The 22,499-nt window shown below is 66.0% G+C and carries 21 protein-coding genes and 1 pseudogene; 3 read left to right on the plus strand and 19 right to left on the minus strand.

Translation table 11 applies throughout. From position 1 onward, the window contains the following. Positions 1-109: 109 nt before the first annotated feature. From A5785_RS12825 to thyX, 3 genes are all read right to left on the minus strand, one after another. Positions 110-2,176, minus strand: coding sequence for a ribonuclease J (locus tag A5785_RS12825; protein WP_082946570.1), 2,067 nt, complete (start codon positions 2,174-2,176; stop codon positions 110-112). Next, on the minus strand, positions 2,176-3,081 hold the full coding sequence (dapA, locus tag A5785_RS12835) for a 4-hydroxy-tetrahydrodipicolinate synthase (RefSeq protein ID WP_005204512.1): 906 nt from the start codon (positions 3,079-3,081) through the stop codon (positions 2,176-2,178). The genes A5785_RS12825 and dapA overlap by 1 nt, the downstream gene beginning before the upstream one ends. Positions 3,082-3,208: 127 nt before the next feature. Next, positions 3,209-3,961 (minus strand): FAD-dependent thymidylate synthase, encoded by a 753-nt coding sequence (gene thyX, locus A5785_RS12840; protein ID WP_005204511.1) that lies wholly within the window; start codon positions 3,959-3,961, stop codon positions 3,209-3,211. 147 nt (positions 3,962-4,108) lie between these two features. On the opposite strand from thyX, the gene A5785_RS12845 reads away from it, so the two are divergent. Next, entirely contained in the window at positions 4,109-5,518 is a 1,410-nt protein-coding gene (locus A5785_RS12845; protein WP_039855064.1) for an amidase, read from the plus strand. 15 nt (positions 5,519-5,533) lie between these two features. Here A5785_RS12845 and A5785_RS12850 read toward each other — a convergent pair whose 3' ends face one another. The 6 genes from A5785_RS12850 to A5785_RS12870 form a co-directional block, all read right to left on the minus strand. Next, a complete protein-coding gene (locus tag A5785_RS12850) occupies positions 5,534-6,298 on the minus strand; it encodes an HAD-IIB family hydrolase (protein WP_005204507.1) in 765 nt (254 codons plus the stop codon). A 69-nt stretch (positions 6,299-6,367) separates the two neighbouring features. Continuing rightward, positions 6,368-7,612, minus strand: coding sequence for a winged helix-turn-helix domain-containing protein (locus A5785_RS12855; RefSeq protein WP_039855082.1), 1,245 nt, complete (start codon positions 7,610-7,612; stop codon positions 6,368-6,370). Between the two features lie 11 nt (positions 7,613-7,623). After that, positions 7,624-8,148 (minus strand): dihydrofolate reductase, encoded by a 525-nt coding sequence (locus tag A5785_RS12860; protein ID WP_064866811.1) that lies wholly within the window; start codon positions 8,146-8,148, stop codon positions 7,624-7,626. Between the two features lie 9 nt (positions 8,149-8,157). Continuing rightward, on the minus strand, positions 8,158-9,513 hold the full coding sequence (locus tag A5785_RS12865; RefSeq protein WP_231895470.1) for a PE-PPE domain-containing protein: 1,356 nt from the start codon (positions 9,511-9,513) through the stop codon (positions 8,158-8,160). Beyond that, the gene (locus A5785_RS23725) at positions 9,501-9,848 is read right to left on the minus strand and encodes a hypothetical protein (RefSeq protein WP_231894179.1); all 348 of its coding nucleotides are present in this window, start codon (positions 9,846-9,848) and stop codon (positions 9,501-9,503) included. The genes A5785_RS12865 and A5785_RS23725 overlap by 13 nt, the downstream gene beginning before the upstream one ends. A 229-nt stretch (positions 9,849-10,077) precedes the next feature. Beyond that, positions 10,078-10,911, minus strand: coding sequence for a thymidylate synthase (locus A5785_RS12870; protein ID WP_005204498.1), 834 nt, complete (start codon positions 10,909-10,911; stop codon positions 10,078-10,080). Positions 10,912-11,017: 106 nt separating this feature from the next. On the opposite strand from A5785_RS12870, the gene A5785_RS12875 reads away from it, so the two are divergent. Beyond that, positions 11,018-11,389, plus strand: a complete 372-nt coding sequence (locus tag A5785_RS12875; RefSeq protein WP_039855063.1) for an HNH endonuclease — start codon at positions 11,018-11,020, stop codon at positions 11,387-11,389. Between the two features lie 38 nt (positions 11,390-11,427). Here A5785_RS12875 and A5785_RS12880 read toward each other — a convergent pair whose 3' ends face one another. The 6 genes from A5785_RS12880 to A5785_RS12905 form a co-directional block, all read right to left on the minus strand. Continuing rightward, entirely contained in the window at positions 11,428-12,105 is a 678-nt protein-coding gene (locus A5785_RS12880) for a GAP family protein (protein WP_005204491.1), read from the minus strand. Between the two features lie 293 nt (positions 12,106-12,398). After that, positions 12,399-12,851, minus strand: coding sequence for a flavodoxin family protein (locus A5785_RS12885; protein ID WP_005204489.1), 453 nt, complete (start codon positions 12,849-12,851; stop codon positions 12,399-12,401). A gap of 16 nt (positions 12,852-12,867) precedes the next feature. Beyond that, positions 12,868-13,437, minus strand: a complete 570-nt coding sequence (locus tag A5785_RS12890; RefSeq protein ID WP_064866813.1) for a maleylpyruvate isomerase N-terminal domain-containing protein — start codon at positions 13,435-13,437, stop codon at positions 12,868-12,870. Continuing rightward, on the minus strand, positions 13,434-13,949 hold the full coding sequence (locus A5785_RS12895) for a hypothetical protein (protein ID WP_005204486.1): 516 nt from the start codon (positions 13,947-13,949) through the stop codon (positions 13,434-13,436). The genes A5785_RS12890 and A5785_RS12895 overlap by 4 nt, the downstream gene beginning before the upstream one ends. A gap of 6 nt (positions 13,950-13,955) precedes the next feature. Continuing rightward, the gene (gene dapB, locus A5785_RS12900; protein ID WP_005204484.1) at positions 13,956-14,708 is read right to left on the minus strand and encodes a 4-hydroxy-tetrahydrodipicolinate reductase; all 753 of its coding nucleotides are present in this window, start codon (positions 14,706-14,708) and stop codon (positions 13,956-13,958) included. Between the two features lie 75 nt (positions 14,709-14,783). Continuing rightward, positions 14,784-15,266 carry an Lrp/AsnC family transcriptional regulator gene (locus tag A5785_RS12905; RefSeq protein ID WP_005204483.1) on the minus strand — a complete coding sequence of 161 codons (483 nt, stop codon included), beginning with the start codon at positions 15,264-15,266 and terminating at the stop codon, positions 14,784-14,786. Between the two features lie 170 nt (positions 15,267-15,436). Between A5785_RS12905 and ald the strand changes: the two genes are divergently transcribed. Further along, the gene (gene ald / locus A5785_RS12910) at positions 15,437-16,552 is read left to right on the plus strand and encodes an alanine dehydrogenase (RefSeq protein WP_005204479.1); all 1,116 of its coding nucleotides are present in this window, start codon (positions 15,437-15,439) and stop codon (positions 16,550-16,552) included. Between the two features lie 73 nt (positions 16,553-16,625). Here the strand turns inward: ald and A5785_RS24050 are convergent. The 4 genes and pseudogenes from A5785_RS24050 to A5785_RS12930 all read right to left on the minus strand — a co-directional run bounded on the left by A5785_RS24050 (position 16,626) and on the right by A5785_RS12930 (position 22,105). After that, positions 16,626-17,251 (minus strand): annotated as a pseudogene (locus A5785_RS24050) (GAP family protein). A gap of 155 nt (positions 17,252-17,406) precedes the next feature. Beyond that, positions 17,407-18,168, minus strand: a complete 762-nt coding sequence (locus A5785_RS12920; RefSeq protein ID WP_005204474.1) for an NRDE family protein — start codon at positions 18,166-18,168, stop codon at positions 17,407-17,409. A 28-nt stretch (positions 18,169-18,196) separates the two neighbouring features. Next, a complete protein-coding gene (locus A5785_RS12925; protein WP_064866817.1) occupies positions 18,197-19,693 on the minus strand; it encodes a putative nucleotidyltransferase substrate binding domain-containing protein in 1,497 nt (498 codons plus the stop codon). A gap of 123 nt (positions 19,694-19,816) precedes the next feature. Further along, a complete protein-coding gene (locus A5785_RS12930; protein WP_005204471.1) occupies positions 19,817-22,105 on the minus strand; it encodes a polyribonucleotide nucleotidyltransferase in 2,289 nt (762 codons plus the stop codon). Positions 22,106-22,499: the final 394 nt, after the last annotated feature.

Genomic DNA, 22,499 nt, shown 5'->3' on the forward strand with positions numbered 1-22,499 from the left:
TCACCGCACAACGAGACACCGCGCCCCGTCGCCCACCCGCGAAACCGCGGGCCGCAGTGAGCATATCGACTGGCGCCTCACGTCGAGACGTGAGACCAACCACAGCCCGTTACGAACCGACCGCGAGCACCGTCGGCACGATCATCGGGCGTCGACGATACGTGTCGGCAACCCATCGTCCGACCACCCGTCGAATCGTCTGGGCGATCCGATGCGCGTCGGTAACCCCTTCTGCCGCAAGCGAATCGAGCGCCTGGTCGACCAGGTTCGCAGCCTCTTTGAGCGCTTCCGGATCGTCGGAGAAGCCGCGTCCGGCGACCTCGGGCGGACTGACAGCACGACCGGTGGTGGCGTCGATCGCGACCGTGATCGCGATGAACCCGCCCTCCCCGAGGACGAGACGTTCGGACAGCGTCGACTCCCCCACGTCGCCAACCGACAGGCCGTCGACGTAGACGTGGCCGACGGGCACCCGTCCCACGATCTGCGCCTTACCGTCGACGAGGTCGACGACGACGCCGTCCTCGGCGAGCATCACGCGATCGGGGTGCACACCTGTCGCCACCGCGAGAGCCGCGTTGGCGCGTAGATGACGCCATTCCCCGTGCACCGGCATGGCGTTGGTGGGCCGCACGGCGTTGTAGAGGTAGAGCAGCTCGCCGGCCGAGGCATGTCCGGAGACGTGGACCTTGGCGTTCTGCTGCGTGATCACGGTCGCGCCTCGCTTGGCGAGCCCGTTGACGACGGCGAACACCGAGTTCTCGTTGCCCGGGATCAACGACGATGCCAGCACGACGAGGTCGTCGGCGCGGATGTTGATCTGACGATGTTCGCCACGAGCCATCCGCGACAACGCCGAGAGCGGCTCGCCCTGCGAACCGGTGGAGATCAGCACCAGCCGGTGATCCGGGAGCGTCGCGGCGGTATCCATGTCGACGACGACGCCGTCGGGCACGTGCAGGTATCCCAGATCCTGGGCGATCTGCATGTTGCGCACCATGGACCGCCCGACGAAGGTCACGCGCCTGTTGTGGGCGTGCGCGACGTCGATGATCTGTTGGATGCGGTGCACGTGGCTGGCGAACGATGCGACGATCACGCGCTGCTTGGCCTTGCCGATGACCTGGTCGAGAACCGAGCCGATCTCGCGTTCCGGCGTCACGAACCCGGGGACCTCGGCGTTCGTGGAGTCGACCAGGAAGAGGTCGACGCCCTCGTCGCCGAGACGACTGAAGCCTGCGAGGTCGGTGAGGCGGTTGTCGAGTGGGAGCTGGTCGAGCTTGATGTCGCCGGTGTGCAACACCAGACCCGCGGGCGTGCGAATCGCCACCGCGAGCGCATCCGGGATCGAGTGGTTGACCGCGAAGAACTCGAGGTCGAACGGCCCGTAATCGAGCCGATCACCCTCACGCACCTCGACGAGCTTGGGCCGCAGGCGATGTTCCTTGCACTTCGCGTCGACGAGCGCGAGAGTGAATTTCGCGCCGACGACCGGGATATCGCTCCGCAAACGCAGCAGGAACGGTACTGCGCCGATGTGATCCTCATGCCCGTGGGTGAGGACGACCGCCTCGACGTCGTCGATGCGATCCTCGATATAGCGAAAATCGGGGAGGATGAGGTCGACGCCGGGCTGCGCGTCCTCGGGGAACAGGACTCCCGCGTCGACGATCAGCAGCCGCCCGTTGTACTCGAAAACAGTCATGTTGCGGCCGATTTCGCCGATCCCGCCCAGCGCGACCACACGGAGTCCGCCACGTGGCAGCTTGCGCGGGGTACCGAGCCGGTCGACCGCCGGGTCTACGGGGATCGACTCACGACGACCGGCCTGTCCTTGAGCCCCCGACTGCTTGCCGCCACCCGAGGCTTGTGCATCGTCACGACGCTCGTGCCTGCCGCGACGCCGACCGCGCCCCTGGTTCTGTTCGCCGGACGGCTTGGAACCCTGCTGCGCCGGGGCTTGCTTCTGCGCGGGCGCATCCTGCCCGCGGGTCTCACGCCGGGCGGCTTGCTGGGCAGGAGCTTCCTGCGCGGGAGTTTGCTGGGCAGGCGCTTGCTTGGCAGGAACTTCCTGGGCTGGTGCCTGCTTCTGCTCGGGTGCCTGCACCGGACGTTCGGCGGCAGGCGTGGGAGGTCCCGCTTGGCGTGAGGCGCTGCGTCGACGTTGGGTTGCCATCAGGCGAGCACCCCCGCCGCACGCAGGTCGGTGATCAGCGCTTCGATCTGCGGGCCCGTCGCGGGCACCTGCGGCAAACGCGGATCTCCGACGTCGAAGCCCAGAACACGCAGCGACGCCTTGACCATGGTCACCCCACCGAGGCGACCCATCGCATTGACCAGCGGCAGGATCGACGTGTTGATCGCGCGTGCTGCGACGAGATCGCCCTTCTCGACGGCGATCTGCATGTCTCGCAGGCGATCAGGCACGAGGTGTCCGATCACGCTGACAAATCCGGTCGCCCCCACCGAGAGCCACGGCAGGTTCAGTGCGTCCTCGCCGGAGAGGTACTCGAGGCCGGTCGTGGCGATGATGCCTGCCGCCGAGTGCAGATCTCCCTTGGCGTCCTTGACGCCCTTGATGCGCGGGTGCTCGGCGAGCGCGATGAGTGTCTCGTTGGCGATCGGGACCACAGAGCGCGGCGGAATGTCGTAGAGCAGGACCGGAAGCGACGTCGAATCGGCGACGGCCCGGAAGTGTGCCAGCAACCCTGCCTGCGGCGGCTTGGAGTAGTAGGGGGTGACGACGAGAAGCGCGTGCGCACCGGCCTGCTCGGAGGCCTGCGCGAATCGGATGCTCTCCGCGGTGTCGTAGCTTCCCGCGCCCTGCGTGATGCGGGCGCGGTCGCCGACTGCCGAGAGTACGACGCGCAGCAGGTCGAGCTTCTCCTGCGGCGTGGTTGTCGGAGACTCGCCGGTCGTCCCGGAGACGACGAGTCCGTCGCATCCCTTGGACACCAAGTGATCTGCCAGTTCAGCGGCCTTGTCGAGATCGAGCGAGCCGTCGGCGCGGAAGGGGGTCACCATTGCCACCACGTTGGTCCCGAAGGGGTGCGTGTGCAGCTGCTGCGCTCCTGCGTTCATGGTGGTCAAGGCTACCGTGGCGCCGGGAGCGGGAGCGAGCGGGCCACATCAGCGCCGTGGCGCCGGGAGCGTGAGCGAGCGGGCCACGCCGATTAAGCCCCGCACAACTCCACGCGGGTCCCGCTGCTCAGCCTTCGAGCACGAACGGCGATGTGGCGACCTCGGTGCCGTCGGCGAGCGTGCCGATCTCGAAGTCGCCGAACACGGTCGGCGCGACATCCATGAGTTGACGCAGGCATTCGACGGCGAGCTGGCGGATCTCGACGTCGGCGTGTTCGGTGGCGCGCATGCCGACGAAGTGTCGCCACGCGCGGTAGTTGCCGGTGACGACGATCTTGGTTTCGGTCGCGTTGGGCAGCACCGACCGCGCGGCTTGCCGTGCCTGCTTGCGGCGCAGGATCGCGTTGGGCACGTCAGCGAATTTCGCCTCCAGGGCGTCGAGTAGTTCGCCGTACGCCTTGCGACTCGCGTCGGTGGCTTCGGCGAACAACGCCTCGAGGTGCGCGTCGCCCTCGATTGCCGGTGGTGCGACCACGTTCGAGTCGTGTTCGGGGACGAACCGCTGCGAGAGCTGCGAGTACGAGAAGTGACGATGCCGAATCAGTTCGTGCGTGCACGACCGCGAGATCCCGGTGATGTAGAAGGTCACGTTCGCGTGCTCGAGTAGCGACAGGTGACCGACCTCGAGGATGTGCCGCAGGTAACCGGCGTTCGTCGCGGTTCGGGGATTGGGCTTGTCCCAGCTCTGATAGCAAGCGCGGCCCGCGAACTCGACGAGCGCCTCGCCGCCGTCGGCGTCGGTGCTCCACGGGACGTCCTCGGGCGGGTTGAACGTGGTCGCGGCGACCATCTGCACCTTCAACGGGACCATGTCCGACATGCCGCCTCCTCTCACCTAGTGGGCATCCATGATTGTCCATCAGCGCGACCTTCACGACCCGAGCACCCCGTCGTCCGAGGGAGCTCTCGGCAACACCTGCGGAGTTTCAGCACCCGCCCCGGTGCCCGACGGGGGACGATGGGTGGCATGCCCGATCTGCACTTCAGTTCTGTTCACAGCCAGCGCTCCTGGGTCGTCGACGGCCAGGTCACCTCTCGCGAACTCGTCGAGCACAGCTTGGCCGAGATCGCTCGCCTCGACCCCACGCTCAACGCGTTCTCCACCGTCCTGCACGACGAGGCGCGAGCCGAAGCCGATCGACTCGACGCCGCACTACGCGACGGCGCCCCTGCCGGCCCGCTGCACGGGGTACCGATCGCGATCAAGGACGAGAACGACGTGCGCGGTGTGCCCACGGCATTTGGTGGGGCGTCGGTGACGACGCCGGCACGGGCCGATTCGGAGGTGGTCACGCGTCTGCGCGATGCGGGCGCTGTGATCATCGGCAAGACACGGATGCCCGAATTCGGCATCTGGCCCTTCACCGAAACGGCGGCGCACGGCTGGACACGGAACCCGTGGGACCTCGACCGATCCCCCGCCGGCTCGAGCGGAGGCACCGCGGCAGCGGTCGCGTCGGGGATGGTGGCCGCAGGGATCGGCGGCGACGGCGGTGGGTCGATCCGTCTCCCTTCGAGCTGGTGCGGTCTGTTCGGACTCAAACCGCAGCGAGGGCGGGTCAGTACGGCACCCAACCCCGACCTGTGGCGAGCCCTGGGCACCCTGGGTCCGTTGACCCGCACCGTCGCCGACAGCGCACTCATCTACGACGTGATCTCCGGCGCGACGTCGACCGACAGGTTTCATGCCGCCGCGCTCCCCGGCTCCTTCGTCGACGCCGCGGCCACGCCGCCCGGCCGCCTGCGAATCCGACTGTCGTTTCGCAATCCGATGCGGGCGGGCATGGTCGACGATGAGTCGGCCGCCGCGATACGCGCGCTGGCCGACCGCCTGCGCGAGGCCGGCCACGACGTCGTCGAATCCGATCCCGACTACCCACTGCTGTCGGGGGTCTTCTTGGTGCAAACCGCGTCGGGCGTCTCCGAAGAGGCTGCGCGCGTGGAACATCCGGACAGGCTCGAGCGCAACACTCGACGCATCGCCCGCGTCGGACGTGTCCTCCACGCGGGCGCCGGGTGGGCAGAACGACGTGCGGAGCGGATCGCCGAGACGCTCCTTGCACAGATCTTCGACGACTACGACGTCCTGCTGACGCCGACCACCCTCACCACGGCCGTCAAGGCCGGACAGCTCGACCGACGCGGTTTCGTGGGCCTTCTGCGCGCAGCCGGGGAGACCGCGTCGTACACGGCAGCCTGGAACGTACTGGGCAACCCTGCGGCGGCCGTACCCATCGGAGTGGATCGGTCGGGCCTGCCGCAGAGCGCTCAGCTTGTCGGACCGGCGAACAGCGAGTTGCTACTCGTGTCGCTGGCCACGCAGATCGAGGAGATCGTCGGGTTCGCCGAGCATCGGCCACACGTCACCGAACGGTGAGCACGCCGACTCTGCTCACTCGTCGAGGAGCGCGGTGAGCTTGGCGAGCGTGTCATGCCAGTCGGTCACGCTGATCGACGTGATGCCCAGCTCCATCACCGGCCGGTCGTTGCCGCCCTCGTCGAGCCGGTCACCGTAGAAGAGGATGTCGTCGACGGTGAGGTCGAGGATCTCCATCAGTCGGCGCGCACCGTAGGACTTGTCGATGCCCTTGCGGGTCACGTCCACAGACGTCGATCCGCCGCTGCGGACCTCGAGGTCGGGAAGACGTTCGGCCGCGTACGCGCGCAGCGACTCCTTCTTACGGCCGTCGGGATCCCATGCCTTCTTCGCGTCGACGGGAGCAGCCTGCCCCAACGCGCTGAACGTGATCTGGCTGCCCCGATCCTCCAGTACCGGCCCCCACGTCTCGGTTTCCCACAGGCCGAGTTCTTTCGCGCCGGTCTCGAGCGTCGTCAGGGTGCGCTGCTTCTCGTCGTCGGTGAGGTACTCGGCGTACACGGTCTTCCATTCGGAGCCGTCCCACCGCACGTACTGCGTGCCGTTCGTGGGCATCAGATGCAGGTTCGCACGATTCACGTCGTCGCCGAGTCGGTCGAGCACCTGCACCTGGAACTGATCGAAATTACCGCCCGAGATGATGCACGCTATGCTGCGGTCGAGTAGTCGGCCGAAGACCTCGACCATGGAGTCGTCCATGGGGCTCTTCGACGGTGCCAGGGTGTCGTCGAGGTCGAACATGACCAGTTGGTAGGTGCGCCCGTCGTGCGTGACCGTCATCGGTACCTCTCGTGAACTCTTCGATGTGGTGAATGCCTGCTGGATTGACTCAAAGCCGGAAACAGCATGTCATGCCGAAGCCCCGACGGTGGCATGAGCCAACGTGGCAGCCAGATCGCCACGGGAACCGACCTCGACGCCGTCGAGTCCGAGCCACTGCGCGGTCGTCGCGAGGTCGGTCGCGAGACGCTCGGCGACCATGCCTGCGTCACGCCCCTCCTCGAGGTGAGCCGCAGGCACCCGAAGCACACCCGCGGCGCGGTCGGCCTTGAGATCGACGCGGGCGACGATCTCGTCGCCGAGTAGATAGGGATGCACGTAGTAGCCGTGTACGCGCTTGTGCTCGGGGACGTAGATCTCGATGCGATACCGGAAACCGAAGAGCCGTTCGGCGCGCGGACGAAAGAAGACCAGCGGATCAAAGGGCGAGAGCAGCGTCGACCGCCCGTCCGCAGCGGCGATGCGACGCGGAATCACGGTGTCGGCGTGCATAAACGCGGCGTCTTTCCAGCCACGCACCGACACCTGTTGCAGCGCTGCGTCTTCCACCAACTCAGCGACGACATCGCGAACCTCGGCAGGCTTGAGCCGGTAGTAGTCGGCGAGGTCGGCGACTGTCGCGACGCCAAGCGCCGCAGCAGCATTCGTCACCAACTGCCTGTGCGCATCGACCCTGTCGATGCGACGCTGCGCGACCTCGCCGACGACGCGCTCGGTGAGGTCGTAGTGGCGTCCGAAGTTCGCGTCTCGCACAGCCGACAACTCACCGGAGGCGAACATCGCCTCACACAGATGCTTCACATCGCCGCGGTTCCACCAGCCGCCGGGTGCGCTGGGTTCGCGCTCGATCCCGAGATGACTCTCGATCAGACGCGGCGTCGACGGCCCGATCTCGCCGATGAGCGCCCGAATGTCCGCCGCGAGAACCCGGTTGTCGCGCATGAGTTCTCGCGTGTGGAGATACCGTCCGTCCCGATACTCCTCCATCCGCCAGCCGAACAACGGCCAGTCGTCGACCGGGATCAGTGCGGCCTCGTGCGCCCAATATTCGACGAGCATCCGAGTGGCCCGCCCGGGATGCCACGCGGCGCGGTCGAGCAGGGTTCGGTCGTAGGAGCCGAGCCGCGAGAACAACGGCAGATAGTGCGCTCGCACCGCGATGTTCACCGAATCCATCTGGATCAGTCGCGTGCGTTCGACGATCCGCGAGACCTGTCTGCGCGTGACGGTTCCCGCGGAAGGTCGAGGACCGAATCCCTGTGCGGTGAGGGCGATTCGGGCCGCCTGCGCGGCCGAGAGCTCGGGAGGTGCCATCGCGGAGATGATCAAGCTCCTCGACGCACATCCGACGCCGTGCGGTGACGCGAGTAGTCGACGAAGCGATAGCGAAGCCCGCCAGACGACGTCTCCCACGACGTGGCCTCCGCGACCTCCCATCCGTGCGGGTCGATCTCGGGCGCAAACGCGTCGGCTCCCTCGACAAGCAGATCGATCTCGGTGACGTGCAAGCGCGTGGCGTGTTCCATCGCGGCCTCGTAGATCGCGCCGCCACCCATCACCGTGACGGCGCCGACGATCCGATCCAGCGCTTCGCGCAGCGAGCCCGCGATCTCTGCCCCTGGCGCGACGTACTCAATGTTCCGGGTGACCACGACGTTGCGACGTTCCGGCAGCGGGCGGAATCGCTCGGGCAGCGACTCCCACGTCTTTCGTCCCATCACGACCGGGTCGGTGCCTGTCAGTTCGCGGAACCGGCGCATGTCCTCGGGGACGCGCCACGGGATCGTGTTCTGACGCCCGATGGCGCCGACACGATCCTGCGCCCAGATGAGTGTGATGCCAGTGGCCATGGACAGAGACTACCGCCGGGGTCCGACAGGCTCTCCCAGCGCGGACCCGTCCCGGTCACCCTTCGTCGAATCATCCTGTCCTGCACTGTTCCCGGCATCCGTGACACCACCAGACTGTGTCGTTCCCGTGGCGGCGGCACCCGGCGCGTCGTCGCCCGGTCGACTGCCACCGCCTGCCGGGTCACCTACCGTCGCGGGGCGTTTCGCTTCGCCCTCCGGGTGCACCTGCGGTTGGGCATTGGGCTTCGTCACCTGCGGGGGCGTCGTCGAGGCTGCGGATGGGTCCGAATCCGACTGATCAGTCGGTGGTGTCGCCTTCGCCGACGCCCCGCCGGATTCGACGCCCTGCGGCGCCATCGCATCTGTTCCGCGCTGACCGGACGGCGTCGAGATCGGATCGTTCACCACCGCGGATCGCGCCCCGGCCACGGCGGGAGCCGTCGGTGTGTCAGCGGCGGCAGAAGTCGCCGACAACTCGACGCTCAAACCGCGCGAGGAACCCGCTGAACTGCCGGGCTGGGCGGCGTCGAACCAGTCACGGAAGCTGAACTCCGGCACCCCGAACGGTCCGCTGATTGCCGTTGTGCCGAGCGGCCGGTTGGACGGATCTCCGGTCTTCTGCGCGACGGCGTCGTCGATCCCTGTCGCAAGCGCGATCGCGACGGTGATGGCGTCACGCACCGGCGAGAACCGGAACCACTGCGCCGCAAGCGGTTCCCCGGGGCTGAGCTCTCGGTTGTAACCCATCTCGATGATGGTCCGCAGTGGCATGTCCAGTGCGGTGATCCACGTCGCGGGTAGCACGCCCACCAGTGGAACGAGGATCGGCAGGACCTCTGCCGGAATCATGTAGTAGTGCGTGTCGCCGTACTCGCCCTGATCGACGGTTCCCGGTGCGCCCAACGGTGATTCAAATGGATAGAGGCCGTGCTGATAGGCGATGCCGAGAACCGCGTTCAGGTCGGCGATCACGTTGAGAGGGTGTGACGGGAAGTCCGAGAAGCCGTCGTACTGGAAGCTGATATCGGTTGTGCGGAAATAGCATTGGCCGTCGACGCAACTGTTTGTCGGCGCCGCGCCGTCCATGCTGATGCCGAGGAACGGAATCGACAATCCAGCGAACCTCGCGAGGATTCCCCCGTTGGGCCTGTTCACGTCTGCGGCCAGAACGAAAGAGACGTCGGGGGCCGACGCCCAGCCGACGCTCGAGTAGTAGTCGATCAGCGATCGCTTGGTGATCGCCGCGATCCTGGTGCTCTGCGAGTATCCGAACACGACGAGCTGATCGCCCGCTGCGGGCGTGCCGAACGAGAGATTGCGCGGACACGCAGTGGCACCCGATATGCAGGCGCTCAGATTCGCCACTCCGAGCGCGACCGAACGATCGAACTCAGGTCGCCCGCGGTGAACGGCGCGAACTCCTCCGGCGTGTACACGGCGACCTTGTTGAGGTCGGCCGCGTTCACACCACTGGCCTGCGCGAGGTAGTTCGACGCGATGAGATTGAGATAGGTGTCGACGAACTCGTCGGTTTGCGCTTGAGGACCGAAGTCCACCAACGGATTCCAGGTACCACCCATGATGAGTGCCGTGACGGTCGCCGCGTTCGCCACCGTCATGGCGGCAGCCGCCCAGACAGCTCCGATGACGCCACCGATCGCCGACGCCGTCGCGGCGCAGACACGCAGAATCGATCCCATATGTAGTTACCAACCGATCGGGCCTACCGCTCCCGACCCGACTTCGATAGTCAGCCCGTTGGTCGCACGGTGCGCCCGATCAACGAGACCGGCAGAGTGCGGTTAGGCCCATCAGATCTCCGCTCGGCACGTCATGATGTAACACACATCACACTTCGATACCATCGGTACTGAAAATCAGGCCGCAAGAAACCCTCCGTTCGGAGGACACGAACGGAGACTTCTCGAATCAGACCGCGACCGGCGCCTTGATGCCTGGGTGTGACTGATAGTCGACGATCTCGACGTCGTCGAACTCGTAGTCGAAGATCGACTCGCGCGGAGTCAGCCGAAGCGTCGGATACGGATACGGCTCACGCGAGAGTTGCCGGTTGACCTGGTCGACGTGGTTGTCGTAGATGTGGCAGTCGCCGCCGGTCCAGACGAACTCCCCGACGTCGAGACCAGCTTGCTGCGCCATCATGTGCGTGAGCAACGCGTACGACGCGATGTTGAACGGCACTCCGAGGAACAGATCAGCACTGCGCTGATAGAGCTGACACGACAGCTTGCCGTCGGCCACATAGAACTGGAAGAACGCGTGACACGGCGGTAGCGCCATCTGAGGGATCTCCCCCACGTTCCACGCGGACACGATGTTGCGTCGCGAGTCGGGATTGGTCTTGAGCATCTCGAGCGCCGCGGAAATCTGGTCGATGTGCTCGCCCGACGGCGTCGGCCAGCTTCTCCATTGGACGCCGTAGACAGGGCCGAGTTCGCCGTTCTCGTCGGCCCACTCGTCCCAGATCGTCACGCCCCTGTCCTGAAGCCATCGCACGTTCGAGTCGCCGCGCAGAAACCACAGCAATTCGTAGATGATCGACTTCAGATGCACCTTCTTGGTGGTGATCAGTGGGAAACCCTGAGCGAGGTCGTAGCGGAGCTGATGCCCGAACAGACTGCGCGTTCCGGTCCCGGTGCGATCGGCCTTGGGCGTGCCGGTGTCCATCACCAGACGCAGCAGGTCTTCATATGGCGTCGGAATCGTCTCTGTCGAGCTGAGGTCGCGGATGGCCGTACTCACGACTGCCAGTCTAGGGCCGCCGCACCTGCCCCCTGCCCCTGCGACACCCCTTGTGGGTTGCGTGTGGCTCGTGTGATGTGTGGTGACAACAGACTAGGCTCGACGCGTGCCTCCCCGCCCGCGTACCCGCGCCAACCGCTACGCACGACGTCGCAGGTCACGAGTCGCGTCGAAGTCACACGACCTGACTCCACTCCAGTGGGAAGCACTTCAGGAGGCGTGGGGCGGATGCGCGTACTGCCACGCCGATGGTGTTGCGCTACAACGCGATTGCATGTTGGCGATCTCCCGTGGTGGTCGCTACACCCTGAGCAACGTGGTGCCGTGCTGCCGCTCGTGCAACGCCAGCAAGTGCAATACCGAGGTCACCACCTGGATGCGTCGCAAGAAGCTCGACGAACGTTTGTTCCTGGTCCGGCAGGCGCAGATCATCGCCGAACTGACCGACACCGTCGACGAAGCGCAACCCACGGAATGACCAGTCCGCGGAATGACCAGCCCTCGTGAGAACCGCCCTCATGAGAACACTGCGAGACCTTTGCCGATGAAGTACACGCCGACGACGAGACACGTAATGATGGTGATCGGCGAGATGTTTGCCTCGAGCCACTCCCTGAAGTTGTTCAGCGCCGGATCGAGCCGGTGACCTCCCACTATCGCAATGAGCAGCGGAAGCAGGATGCCGAGACTGGCGATGAGGACAAAGATCACCAGCACTATCCACGCCTCTGACCGGTTCCCGGTGTCCTCGGCTATGCGCGCCCCCGCGCCGAAACTGAGTGGCACGTTCTTCACGATTGCCACCGCCTCGATGAGTCCGAGCCCCAACACCGACAGCCCCGACATCGCCGTCACCCTGGCCAGCAGTTTCGCTTCGCTCGCCGGCTCACCTGGTGCGGGTCGCTTTCGCCAGGCAACCACTGCGAGTCCAAGGAAGATCACCCCGAGAATCAGGGTGAAGATCTTGACTCCGTCATCCGTGGCGGCGGGTGAATCCTCTTCTGCCACGTCCGTCACCGCGACCGCGATGCCCGTCACGACGAGCAGACTGATGATCCACCCCACAGCAAAGAGAACCGCTTTGGCGCGGCCGTGTTCGGACAACAGGAGCACGACACCCGAGATGATCGCGACCGGACTGATCGCGACCGTCACCGCGATCGGCAACACATCTCCAACGGCGGTGGCGATCACGCCGGTACTCCCGTCACGAAGCCACTGCCTGCCACGAAGCCACTGCCTGCCACGACGAGCCTGAACCTCTCACGATTGACGCCCTCCGCACTCACCGACGATTGACTGCGCAAGTCTTCCAGCAGTTGCGCAGATTCGTCGTAGATCACGGCAAAGTCGGCACAAACTGGGCGGTGGTGCCGCTTGTCGAAACTCGACGTTCCACACGCGGCTCGAGTCGGCAGACGCGGCTGGTGTACCGGCCGCGTTTGCCAATTCGAGCCGCGTCTGTGATGTCGATCTGCCCGGGGAGCCTAGTCCGAGAGACCCGCGGCCACGGTCGCGCCCAACTCCCAGCACGCCTCGAGGACCGCCTTGTCCGGCTTGTTCGACGCGATCACGTACTCCGCGGCCTTCTCCCAACCAAGCCCCGCGGTGATCCGGTCGACAGCGTTCACCGCGCCTTCCGTTCCCTCGTTGCCGTGAAGGTAGAGGCCGAACGGGCGACCGCGCGTCGAGTCGAGGATCTGGTAGTAGGAGCAGTCGAAGGCGTGCTTGAGTGCGCCCGAGATCGACCCGAGGTTCGCCGGGCTGCCAAGGACGTAGCCGTCGGCGTCGAGGAAGTCGCTCGTCGATACCGACAGCGCGGCCCGGCGCACGACGTCGACCCCCTCGATCTCGGGGTCGGTCGCGCCGGACACCACCGCCTCGAACATCGCCTGGCAATGCGGCGACGGCGTGTGATGGATGATCAGCAGGCGACTCATGATCTGCTCCCCGAGGTCATCGTGCCCGTCCGGAAAACGCCAGGAGCCGATCGGCCGCGCTCGCCGAGTCGGTGTCGGCGCACTCGAGAGCAGCGCCGAAAAGGCCCAAGCCCCTGAGTTCTTCAATGAGAGGCGACGCGTCGCTGAGAAGGTACTCGACGAGATCGTCCGACGGCTCCCACCTGATTCCGATACCGACGCAGAGGTCGTGGGTGTGCAGCGCGAGATCCATGGCGCGCATGATCAGCAGGTCGTCACCCGAGCGCTGCCCGGCCCGATGATCCACGGCAGCGCTGAGGTCAGCGGCCGCTGCGGACTCGCGCAGCATGGTTTCGTAGCACCAGAACTCACCAACCGGATCGTCGACGATGTAGTCGGAGTCCCTGGTCGTCTCGACATCGCCGGCACTCGCACCCGCGAGCAGCATCGCGTATCGATGGCCACCGCCGGTGACGTGATTGATGAGGTCGCGGTTGGTCCAGCCATCGGCGCCACTGCGGCGATCGAGCGCAGCCGGACCGACCTGCGCGAGCGCGTCAACCCAGAGCTGCTCCGCATCCAGCAGCGCACGGACAGCGTCACTCATGTGCTGGGCCGCTCGTCACGTCCATGGAACTGGGCCACAGCACGCTTCATCATCTCTCTGGCTCGGGAGCGATCTCCCGCGTAGTCGTAGGCGCGCGCGATCCGATACGTGTTGTGCCAATCGGAGGGGTTCGCTTCCCACTCCTGCTTGACCTGTGCGAAGAGTTCGTCCGCGGCCTCGCGTTCGATGCGACCCGACGCTCGACGCGGCAGGTCGGAGACGTTGAGTTCACGCCCCTCCTGCGCCATGATCCGCGCCAGTTTCTGATGTTCGATACCCGCACGCAGCGTCGACCAGATCAGCCACGCACCGAGGAACGGCAGGATCAACACACCGATGCCGAGCCCCACCGCCACGACGCCGCCGTGCGCGATGAGTTGCACACCGGTCCTGCCGAGCAGCACGAAGTAGACGATCATGGCGACAACGAGAAACCCGATCATCCACACGATCGGGCGGGCGTCGCGCTGCGTCGGATCCTTCTTGTGCTTCTTGTTCGGCTCGGCAGACATCGGCAGTTACAGGTCCATCAGTTCGTCGAGTCCGACGGTCAGGCCCGGGCGGGTGCCGATCTGGCGAACGCCGAGTAGCACGCCCGGCGCGAACGAACTGCGATCGATCGAGTCGTGACGGATGGTCAGTGTCTCGCCCTGTGTACCGAGGAGGACCTCCTGGTGCGCGACGAGACCGGCGAGTCGGACGGAGTGCACGCGCACGCCGTCGACAACTGCTCCCCGCGCGCCGGGGAGTTCCTCGGTCGTGGCATCGGGGCTCGGCCCGACGCCCGCCTGGGCACGCGACTCAGCGATCAGCGCCGCCGTGCGATACGCGGTGCCGGACGGCGCGTCGGCCTTATGCGGATGGTGCAGCTCGATGACCTCAACGGAGTCGAAGAAGCGCGCCGCCTGCTGCGCGAAACGCATCGACAGGACGGCTCCGATCGCAAAGTTGGGTGCGATCAGCACTCCGACGCCCGGCGCATCGGACAACCACTCGCGCACCTGCGCAAGACGTTCCGCGGTGAACCCGGTCGTACCGACGACCGCGTGAATTCCGTTCTCTATCAAGAACTTCAGGTTGTCCATGACCACGCTCGGATGCGTGAAGTCGATGACGACGGAGGTGTCCGTGTCGACGAAGGCAGCGGGATCGTCGCCCTTGTCGACGCCCGTGGTGAAGACGAGATCCTCGGCGGCCTCGACAGCGTCGACCATGGCCTGCCCGACCTTGCCCCCACTGCCGAACACGCCCACTCTGATCTCGTCACTCATCGGTGCTCCCTCTCCTCGCGTGCTCGGTCGAACATTCCTGTCCGAGTCTAGTGGGCGGCACTTTCGTGCCGACCCTCAGTAGATCGGCGCATCGCCGCGCTGGTGGTCGAAGACCAGCGACGTCGTGGTACCTGCGACTTCGCGTCTGGCATTGAGCATCTCGACGAACGTGCGCAATGCCTCGGTGTCGGCGGTCGCGACGTGCAGCAGGTAGTCGTCGGCACCCGCGAGAAAGAAGACGTCGATCACTTCATCTCGCTGTGCGATCTCGCCGACGAACTGGCGGATCTGCCCACGCGCATCCGACTGCAAGCTCACGGCGACCATTGCCCGCAATGGCCGTCCGACCGCGGCCGGATCGACGTCGGCGAAGAATCCGCGGATCACACCGGCGTCGACGAGCCGTCGGAGGCGTCCGTGTGCTGTCGACGCCGCGATCCCCACTCGTGCCGCAAGCTCACTGTTGGGGATACGCGCATCGAGTTGCAGGACGCGCAGTAGTTCACGATCGGTCGCGTCGAGCTCGACTGCCCGAACATCCTTCGGCGTGGCGGCCATCACAACTCCTCGATCTGACGATTCTTCACCTTGAACCGCAATCTACAGAACTTTCCTCATCAATATTGTGCACCATTCGACGTTCCTTCACGCTTGAAGGTGTTCAGCGCAGAGCAGCGCCTCCGCCGCGCAGCACATGACCACACCCCAACACTTCCGAGGAGCACCCGATGCGTATCGGCATCCCCACCGAAATCAAGAACAACGAATACCGCGTCGCCATCACGCCTGCAGGCGTCGCCGAGCTGACCAAACGCGGCCACGACGTGATCATCGAGGCAGGTGCAGGCCTCGGTTCCGCCATCGACGACACCGACTTCAAGGCCGCCGGCGCACAGATCCTCGACACCGCCGCCGCGGTCTGGGAGCAGGCCGACCTGCTCCTCAAGGTCAAAGAGCCCATCGAGGCCGAATACGGACTCATGCGCGAGGGCCAGACGATCTTCACCTACCTGCACCTTGCGGCCAGCCGCCCGTGCACCGACGCGCTGCTCGCGTCTGGCACCACGTCGATCGCCTACGAGACGGTCCGCGCCGCCGACGGTTCGCTTCCCCTGCTCGCCCCGATGAGCGAGGTCGCAGGCCGACTCGCTCCTCAGGTGGGCGCCTACCACCTCATGCGTTCCGAAGGCGGCCGCGGCGTGCTGATGGGCGGCGTCCCCGGTACCGAGCCCGCCGACGTCGTCGTCATCGGTGCCGGCGTCAGCGGCGTCAACGCCGCGACCATCGCCATGGGCATGGGCGCACAGGTCACCGTCTTCGACCTCGACATCGCCAAACTGCGCGCGGTCGACGCACGCTTCGGCGGCCGCGTCCACACCCGCTACTCGACGTCGCTGGCACTCGCCGACGCGGTCAAGCAGGCCGACCTGGTGATCGGCGCGGTCCTCGTCCCCGGCGCGAAGGCGCCTGTGCTCGTCCCCAACAGCCTTGTCGCGCAGATGAAGTCGGGCGCGGTGCTCGTCGACATCGCCATCGATCAGGGCGGCTGCTTCGAGGATTCGCGTCCCACCACCCACGACGACCCGACCTTCACCGTGCATGACACCGTGTTCTACTGCGTCGCGAATATGCCCGGCACCGTTGCCCGTACGTCGACGCAGGCACTCACCGGTGCCACGCTCCCCTACGTGCTGCAGCTCGCCGACAAGGGCTGGGAGAAGGCCTTGGCAGACAATGCCGCACTCGCAGGCGGCCTGAGCACCCACGCGGGCACGTTGTTCAATGCCGAGGTCGGCGCAGCGCTCGACATCCCCGCCGAGCAGAATCCGTTCGCCACCAGCTGACCACGACCTCCATCGCGAAACCGCCGGACCCGAGATCGCCTCGGGCCCGGCGGTTGTCGTGCGTGCCTGCAACTCAGGACGCGAGCAGGGCATCGATCCCGTTGGTCGTCACGACGGCGCCCAGGATGATGAGCACGGCACCGACGATCACTGCGTTGTACCGCGTGATCACCTCGTCGACCCGCGCCAGCGTCGCTCCCGCGCGGTCCCCTGCCAACTGCGTTGCCACGGTGGGTGCGGCCACTCCGATACTGCCGACGACGACGAACACGACGATTCCGACGGCCTGAGCGCCGATGTTGTCCGTCGCCTCGGCGACGGCGACACTGGCCGCGACAGCGAGGAAGAGGTTTTGGGGTTCAGCGCCGCCATACCGATACCGAAGGCAAAGACCGTTGACCCGCGCATACGCTCGATCGACTCGTACCACGACGGCACGTCGCCCTTGTTCGGGTTCCGCCACTCGCCATACCACTTCCACACGCCGAGGCCGAGGAGGATGACGCCCACAACGACGCCGACCACGCCGCCGACGGTCCCCGTCTCACCGGCGAGGGACACCAGGTCGGCGACAGCGACCACCACCCCGCAGACGATTACGAGCCCGAGAATCCAACCGAGCAGAAAGCTCCAACCAGCCCCCACCGACCGTCTGATCACCAGCGCCATGCTGACCATCACCATTGGCGCCGACGCCATCAGTAGGCCGAGTGCAATGGGTAGAACGTCGACTGCAGCGCGAATCACCTGAGCAACATAACCGGACGGCGGCTGCGATGCGCACACTCGGGGTGCAGCACGACGACCCGTGTCGATAGCGGAAACCAGCCGGCGGCGACCAGTCACTGCGGAGATCACCAGGACAGCACCGTGGTCGCGGCGGCCTTTCCCTCGTGGAAACGACGTTCGGTCAGGTCGCCGCGGCCGTCGCGTCCCATGCGCAGCACCGACGAGGCGCGGGTGCCGTAGCCGTCCATGTCGACGAACATCGCTGAGAGCTCGTGTTCACGCTCGGGGTCGATGCCCGTGTCCGGCAGTCGCGCGGGGTCGGCCAGGCGCCGATCGTCGAGCATCGCAAGGTAGTCGTCCGGCAGCGCGCCCGGCTCGGCCGCGACGTGCTGGAACCGTCGAACACCATCGGTCACCTTGGGCCAGTCGCTGTCGAGCACGCCATTCGACAATCCGTGCCAGCCGGGCGCCACGGCCCTCGCCTCGGGCACGGGCGCATTCGTCGCCCACCAGACGTCGACGCCGTCGGCCACCAGCAGGTTGACCGGCGCGTATTCGTCGGCGTGTCGCAAAAGATGCTCCGCCGCTTCCCGCGGGGTGGCCTCACCGACGAGGAAGTCGACGGGCAGGTCGCCGCGTGATCGTTTGTCCGGCAGCACTTTCGGCTCGCCGATGCGCACATTCGTCACCGCCGCCATGCGTCGTGGCGACGTCGTCGACACACCCATCCACGTGCCGCCGGCCGTCAGATCACGACCACCGATGATCGGGGCGTCGGCCCACCGGTGAATGCCGTCGGTCGGTCGCGAGTAGATCTCGTCACGATTGGCGGCCAGGAGAAACTCGTATCCCGGGGCGGCGTCGACGGCGAACAGAATCAAACACACCGCGCGCGACCCCTTCTCACAGAATTCATTACGCCGAACCTACCGGCAGATAGTGCGCGCGGTTGGCGGCCCGGCGCTGCACCCCGGCGATCTCGCGTACGGCCTGCGCGACCATGCTGCGGTCGAGCGGAGACAACCGTTTCATGTCCAGCACGTCACTCACCTCCTCACCCCGATCAAACTGTGCGACTTGGTAATTGAGGCGGATTCGCTGCAAGATCTCGAAGACCTCGATCAAGGTGTCGGCCTGGTCGTCGGACAACAACTCGGTTCCCGACGCGGCGCGTAACCGACCGCGTGTGTCGAGTTGCGGCGACCCCACCGACAACGCCGCCCAGCGGGCGAAGTTCACCAGGGGACCGATCGCATGTTGCTTGATGTCGAAGTCATCGCCGCGACGAGTCAGAACATCGCGCATCGACCGCATCTTCGCTCTGGTGGCAAGAGCTTCTGCCAGCAGGAGATTCAGCGTTCCTCGGTGTCGTCGAAGGTCGGCGAACACCTCGCCGACCGCCGGGAGCCCTTCATCGCCCCAGATGGGGCGGGCGTCGATCAACAACGACGTGAGAATCATGCCCTTGTTCTCCAACGGCTCGGCGAGCCACCGTTCCGCGGCAGCGCGCCACCGCGCGTGAGTGCGCGAGAACAACGGCATCGAGGCGATCGCGCCGTTGTCATCGACGGCCATGCCCGCTCCGCGGAGCACAGCGTCGACCTCTCCGAAGGCCACCCGATAAGCCTGCACCTGCTCGTCGCTGACGTCGTCGGAGAACGAGACGGCCGAGTCGATGTCGGAACTCAACACGGTCTCCCGACGAGCGTTGCTGCCCAACGACATCCACGTCAACTTGGTCGGGTCCAACTCCGGATGTGAGGCCAGGACGAGTTCGAGTGCACGACGGACCACTGCATCGACGACAAGAGACGCCATCGTGGTAACCGAGTGTGCTGGTTGCTCGCGACGGACCAGGTCGGCGATCAGGTACGGCACCCGAGACGCACGCTCCTGCAATTCGACGACGTCGCGCGCACGTGAGATCTGCTCGCGCAGAGCAACACTCGGCCCTCCGGGTGCCGCCACGAAGTCCGACGGCGCGACAACGCCGTGCACCACTCCGCCTGCGTCGACGACGGGCAGTGCCGTCAGGTCGTTCTCAAGGATCGTGGTGAGCGCGTCGGTGGCCGCGACGTGCGGCGCGACCACGGTTGCGCGACGCTGCGTCAGCGCGGTCACCGGGGTATCGAGCGATGCGCCCGCCGCGACAACTCGCTCACGGAGGATCGCGTCGGTGAGCACTCCGAAACCGCCGTCGCGCAACGGGATCAGCACGTGGTCGCGATTGCGCTCGGTCATCAGTTGCGCCGCTTCCCGCACCGACATGTCGGCCGTGCCGACAACCGGGGCTGAGCGGATGAGGCTCTCGACGGTGTGGTCGACCGATCCGGCGGGCTCACGCCGGTGTGCGACGGTGAGCTTGTCCGCGACGACTCCGGCAGCCTCACCGCCCCGCTCATCTTCCGCCATCGCCACTCCCCTCACCGAACATCCTCGTCACCATGTCGTCACCGACGACGGCGGCCCGTCGTCCACTCCATTGTGGACGACGGGCCGTCGAGTTCTCGCGGCGAGCGCCGCGGCGTCAGCAGATCAGGCGTCTGCCGAAGCCTTGTCTTCGGACTGCTCCGCATCGCTGCCGGACTTGTCGCTGTCGTCGACCGGGACGAGGCTGATCTTGCCGCGCTCGTCGATGTCGGCGATCTCGACCTGAAGCTTGTCGCCGACCTTCACGACATCCTCAACCTTGTTGATGCGCTTGCCCTTACCGAGCTTGCTGATGTGCACCAGACCGTCGCGGCCCGGCAGCAGCGACACGAACGCGCCGAAGGCGGTGGTCTTCACCGCGGTGCCAAGGAAGCGCTCGCCCACCTTGGGCAGCTGCGGGTTGGCGATAGCGTTGACCTTGTCGATCGCGGCCTGCGCCGAGACGCCGTCGGCAGCACCGATGAACACGGTGCCGTCGTCCTCGATCGAGATGTTGGCGCCGGTGTCCTCGGTGATGCCGTTGATCGTCTTGCCCTTGGGGCCGATCAGCTCGCCGATCTTGTCCATCGGGATCTTGATGGTGGTGATCCGCGGGGCGTACGGGCTCATCTCGTCGGGCTCGTCGATGGCCTCGGCCATGACGTCAAGGATGGTCAGGCGCGCGTCCTTGGCCTGGCTCAATGCGCCGGCCAGCACCTTCGACGGGATGCCGTCGAGCTTGGTGTCGAGCTGAAGCGCCGTGACGAAGTCCTTGGTGCCCGCGACTTTGAAGTCCATGTCGCCGAAGGCATCTTCGGCACCGAGGATGTCGGTGAGCGCGACGTAGCGGGTCTCGCCGTCGACAGTGTCGGACACGAGGCCCATCGCGATACCCGCGACCGGAGCGCGCAGCGGCACACCGGCATTGAGCAGCGACATGGTCGACGCACAGACCGAACCCATCGAGGTGGAACCGTTGGAGCTCAACGCTTCCGACACCTGACGAATCGCGTACGGGAAGTCCTCGACGCTCGGGATCACCGGCACGAGGGCACGCTCGGCGAGCGCGCCGTGGCCGATCTCGCGACGCTTGGGCGATCCGACGCGACCGGTCTCACCGGTCGAGTACGGCGGGAAGTTGTAGTGGTGCATGTAGCGCTTCGACGTCTCGGGTCCGAGCGAGTCGATCTGCTGCGCCATCTTGACCATGTCGAGTGTGGTGACACCGAGGATCTGGGTCTCGCCGCGCTCGAACAGTGCCGAACCGTGGGCGCGCGGGATCACGGCGACCTCGGCCGAGAGCGACCGGATATCGGTGATGCCACGACCGTCGATACGGAAGTGGTCGGTCAGGATGCGCTGACGCACGAGCTTCTTGGTGACCGAGCGGTATGCCGCACCGATCTCCTTCTCACGACCCTCGAACTGCTCGCCGAGCGAGGCGAGGATGTCGGCCTTGAGTTCGTCGGTCTTCTCGTCGCGCTCCTGCTTGCCCGGGATGGTGAGGATCTGCGAGAGACGCTCGGTGGCAGCAGCCGAGACGGCGTCGTAGACCTCGGACTCGTAGGCCGGGAAGAGCGGGAACTCAGCGGTCTCCTTGGCAGCGGCCGCTGCGAGCGACTTCTGCGCCTCACAGAGACGAGCGATGAACGGCTTGGCAGCCTCGAGGCCCTCGGCGACGATGGCCTCGGTCGGCGCCTGCGCGCCGCCTGCCACGATGTCGATGACGTTGTCGGTTGCCTCGGCCTCGACCATCATGATCGCGACGTCGGCGTCATCGCCTTCTCCGACGATGCGGCCGGCGACGACCATGTCGAAGACTGCGCCTTCGAGCTGCTCGACGGTCGGGAACGCCACCCACTGGCCGGCCTTGTTCTCCTCGGTCGGGATGAGCGCGACACGCACGCCACCGACAGGACCGGAGAACGGCAGGCCCGCGAGCTGGGTCGACGCCGATGCCGCGTTGATCGCGACGACGTCGTACAGATCCTTGGGGTCGAGGCTCAGGACGGTGACGACGACCTGGATCTCGTTGCGCAGGCCGTCGACGAACGACGGACGAAGCGGACGGTCGATCAGACGGCAGGTCAGGATGGCATCGGTCGACGGACGGCCCTCACGGCGGAAGAACGACCCGGGAATGCGTCCCGCGGCGTACATACGCTCTTCGACGTCGACGGTGAGGGGGAAGAAGTCGAAGTGCTCCTTGGGATGCTTCGACGCCGCTGTCGTCGACAGCAGCATGGTCTCGTCATCGAGGTAGGCGGTTACCGAACCGGCTGCCTGCAGGGCGAGACGTCCGGTCTCGAACCGGATGGTGCGGGTGCCGAAGCTGCCGTTGTCGATGACGGCCGTTGCCTCGGTGATCGCGTCGTCGAACTCCTCGACGACCTCAGTGGTGGTGACATCTGTCATGTGGGCTATGAATCCCTTCGTGCCGGTCGCATTCGACGCGACCGTGGTGGTGGCCGCCCATAGCGACCCGAATATGCGGATTGGGACCAGGAGCGACAGACTGACGTGCGCTCCCGATGAACTGCGCGAATGAACTCGCGCACCGGGGCGCGCGTAGCGCCACTACCGGCCCAGAACATCGCGCGAAATGGCCACTGCATGCCAGGGCCGCCCTAGTGCGACCCGTGGGTGCTCAGACGGCCTTCGATCGAAGCGGCCGGAATCATCTGGCGATTCCGGCGGCCACTACCGAGGACCGATCTGACTCTGCGACATGTGTGTGAGCACACAAATCTGCAACGTTCCGCTTATCAGCCTATCATCGCTGCCCCTGAGACCAGGAAACGACGAGGCC

The organism is Gordonia sp. 852002-50395_SCH5434458 (assembly GCF_001665905.1).
GTDB lineage: Bacteria > Actinomycetota > Actinomycetes > Mycobacteriales > Mycobacteriaceae > Gordonia > Gordonia jacobaea.

Excerpts from the sequence above, each read along its gene's own strand:
- ald (WP_005204479.1), top strand. The coding sequence starts at position 15,437 with ATGCGTATCGGCATCCCCACCGAAATCAAGAACAACGAATACCGCGTC.
- A5785_RS23725 (WP_231894179.1), bottom strand. The coding sequence starts at position 9,848 with ATGGGATCGATTCTGCGTGTCTGCGCCGCGACGGCGTCGGCGATCGGT.
- A5785_RS12895 (WP_005204486.1), bottom strand. The coding sequence starts at position 13,949 with ATGTCTGCCGAGCCGAACAAGAAGCACAAGAAGGATCCGACGCAGCGC.
- A5785_RS12905 (WP_005204483.1), bottom strand. The coding sequence starts at position 15,266 with ATGGCCGCCACGCCGAAGGATGTTCGGGCAGTCGAGCTCGACGCGACC.
- A5785_RS12845 (WP_039855064.1), top strand. The coding sequence starts at position 4,109 with ATGCCCGATCTGCACTTCAGTTCTGTTCACAGCCAGCGCTCCTGGGTC.
- A5785_RS12825 (WP_082946570.1), bottom strand. The coding sequence starts at position 2,176 with ATGGCAACCCAACGTCGACGCAGCGCCTCACGCCAAGCGGGACCTCCC.
- A5785_RS12885 (WP_005204489.1), bottom strand. The coding sequence starts at position 12,851 with ATGAGTCGCCTGCTGATCATCCATCACACGCCGTCGCCGCATTGCCAG.
- A5785_RS12890 (WP_064866813.1), bottom strand. The coding sequence starts at position 13,437 with ATGAGTGACGCTGTCCGTGCGCTGCTGGATGCGGAGCAGCTCTGGGTT.
- dapA (WP_005204512.1), bottom strand. The coding sequence starts at position 3,081 with ATGAACGCAGGAGCGCAGCAGCTGCACACGCACCCCTTCGGGACCAAC.
- A5785_RS12925 (WP_064866817.1), bottom strand. The coding sequence starts at position 19,693 with ATGGCGGAAGATGAGCGGGGCGGTGAGGCTGCCGGAGTCGTCGCGGAC.
- A5785_RS12850 (WP_005204507.1), bottom strand. The coding sequence starts at position 6,298 with ATGACGGTCACGCACGACGGGCGCACCTACCAACTGGTCATGTTCGAC.
- A5785_RS12930 (WP_005204471.1), bottom strand. The coding sequence starts at position 22,105 with ATGACAGATGTCACCACCACTGAGGTCGTCGAGGAGTTCGACGACGCG.
- dapB (WP_005204484.1), bottom strand. The coding sequence starts at position 14,708 with ATGAGTGACGAGATCAGAGTGGGCGTGTTCGGCAGTGGGGGCAAGGTC.
- A5785_RS12860 (WP_064866811.1), bottom strand. The coding sequence starts at position 8,148 with ATGGCCACTGGCATCACACTCATCTGGGCGCAGGATCGTGTCGGCGCC.
- A5785_RS12855 (WP_039855082.1), bottom strand. The coding sequence starts at position 7,612 with ATGGCACCTCCCGAGCTCTCGGCCGCGCAGGCGGCCCGAATCGCCCTC.
- thyX (WP_005204511.1), bottom strand. The coding sequence starts at position 3,961 with ATGTCGGACATGGTCCCGTTGAAGGTGCAGATGGTCGCCGCGACCACG.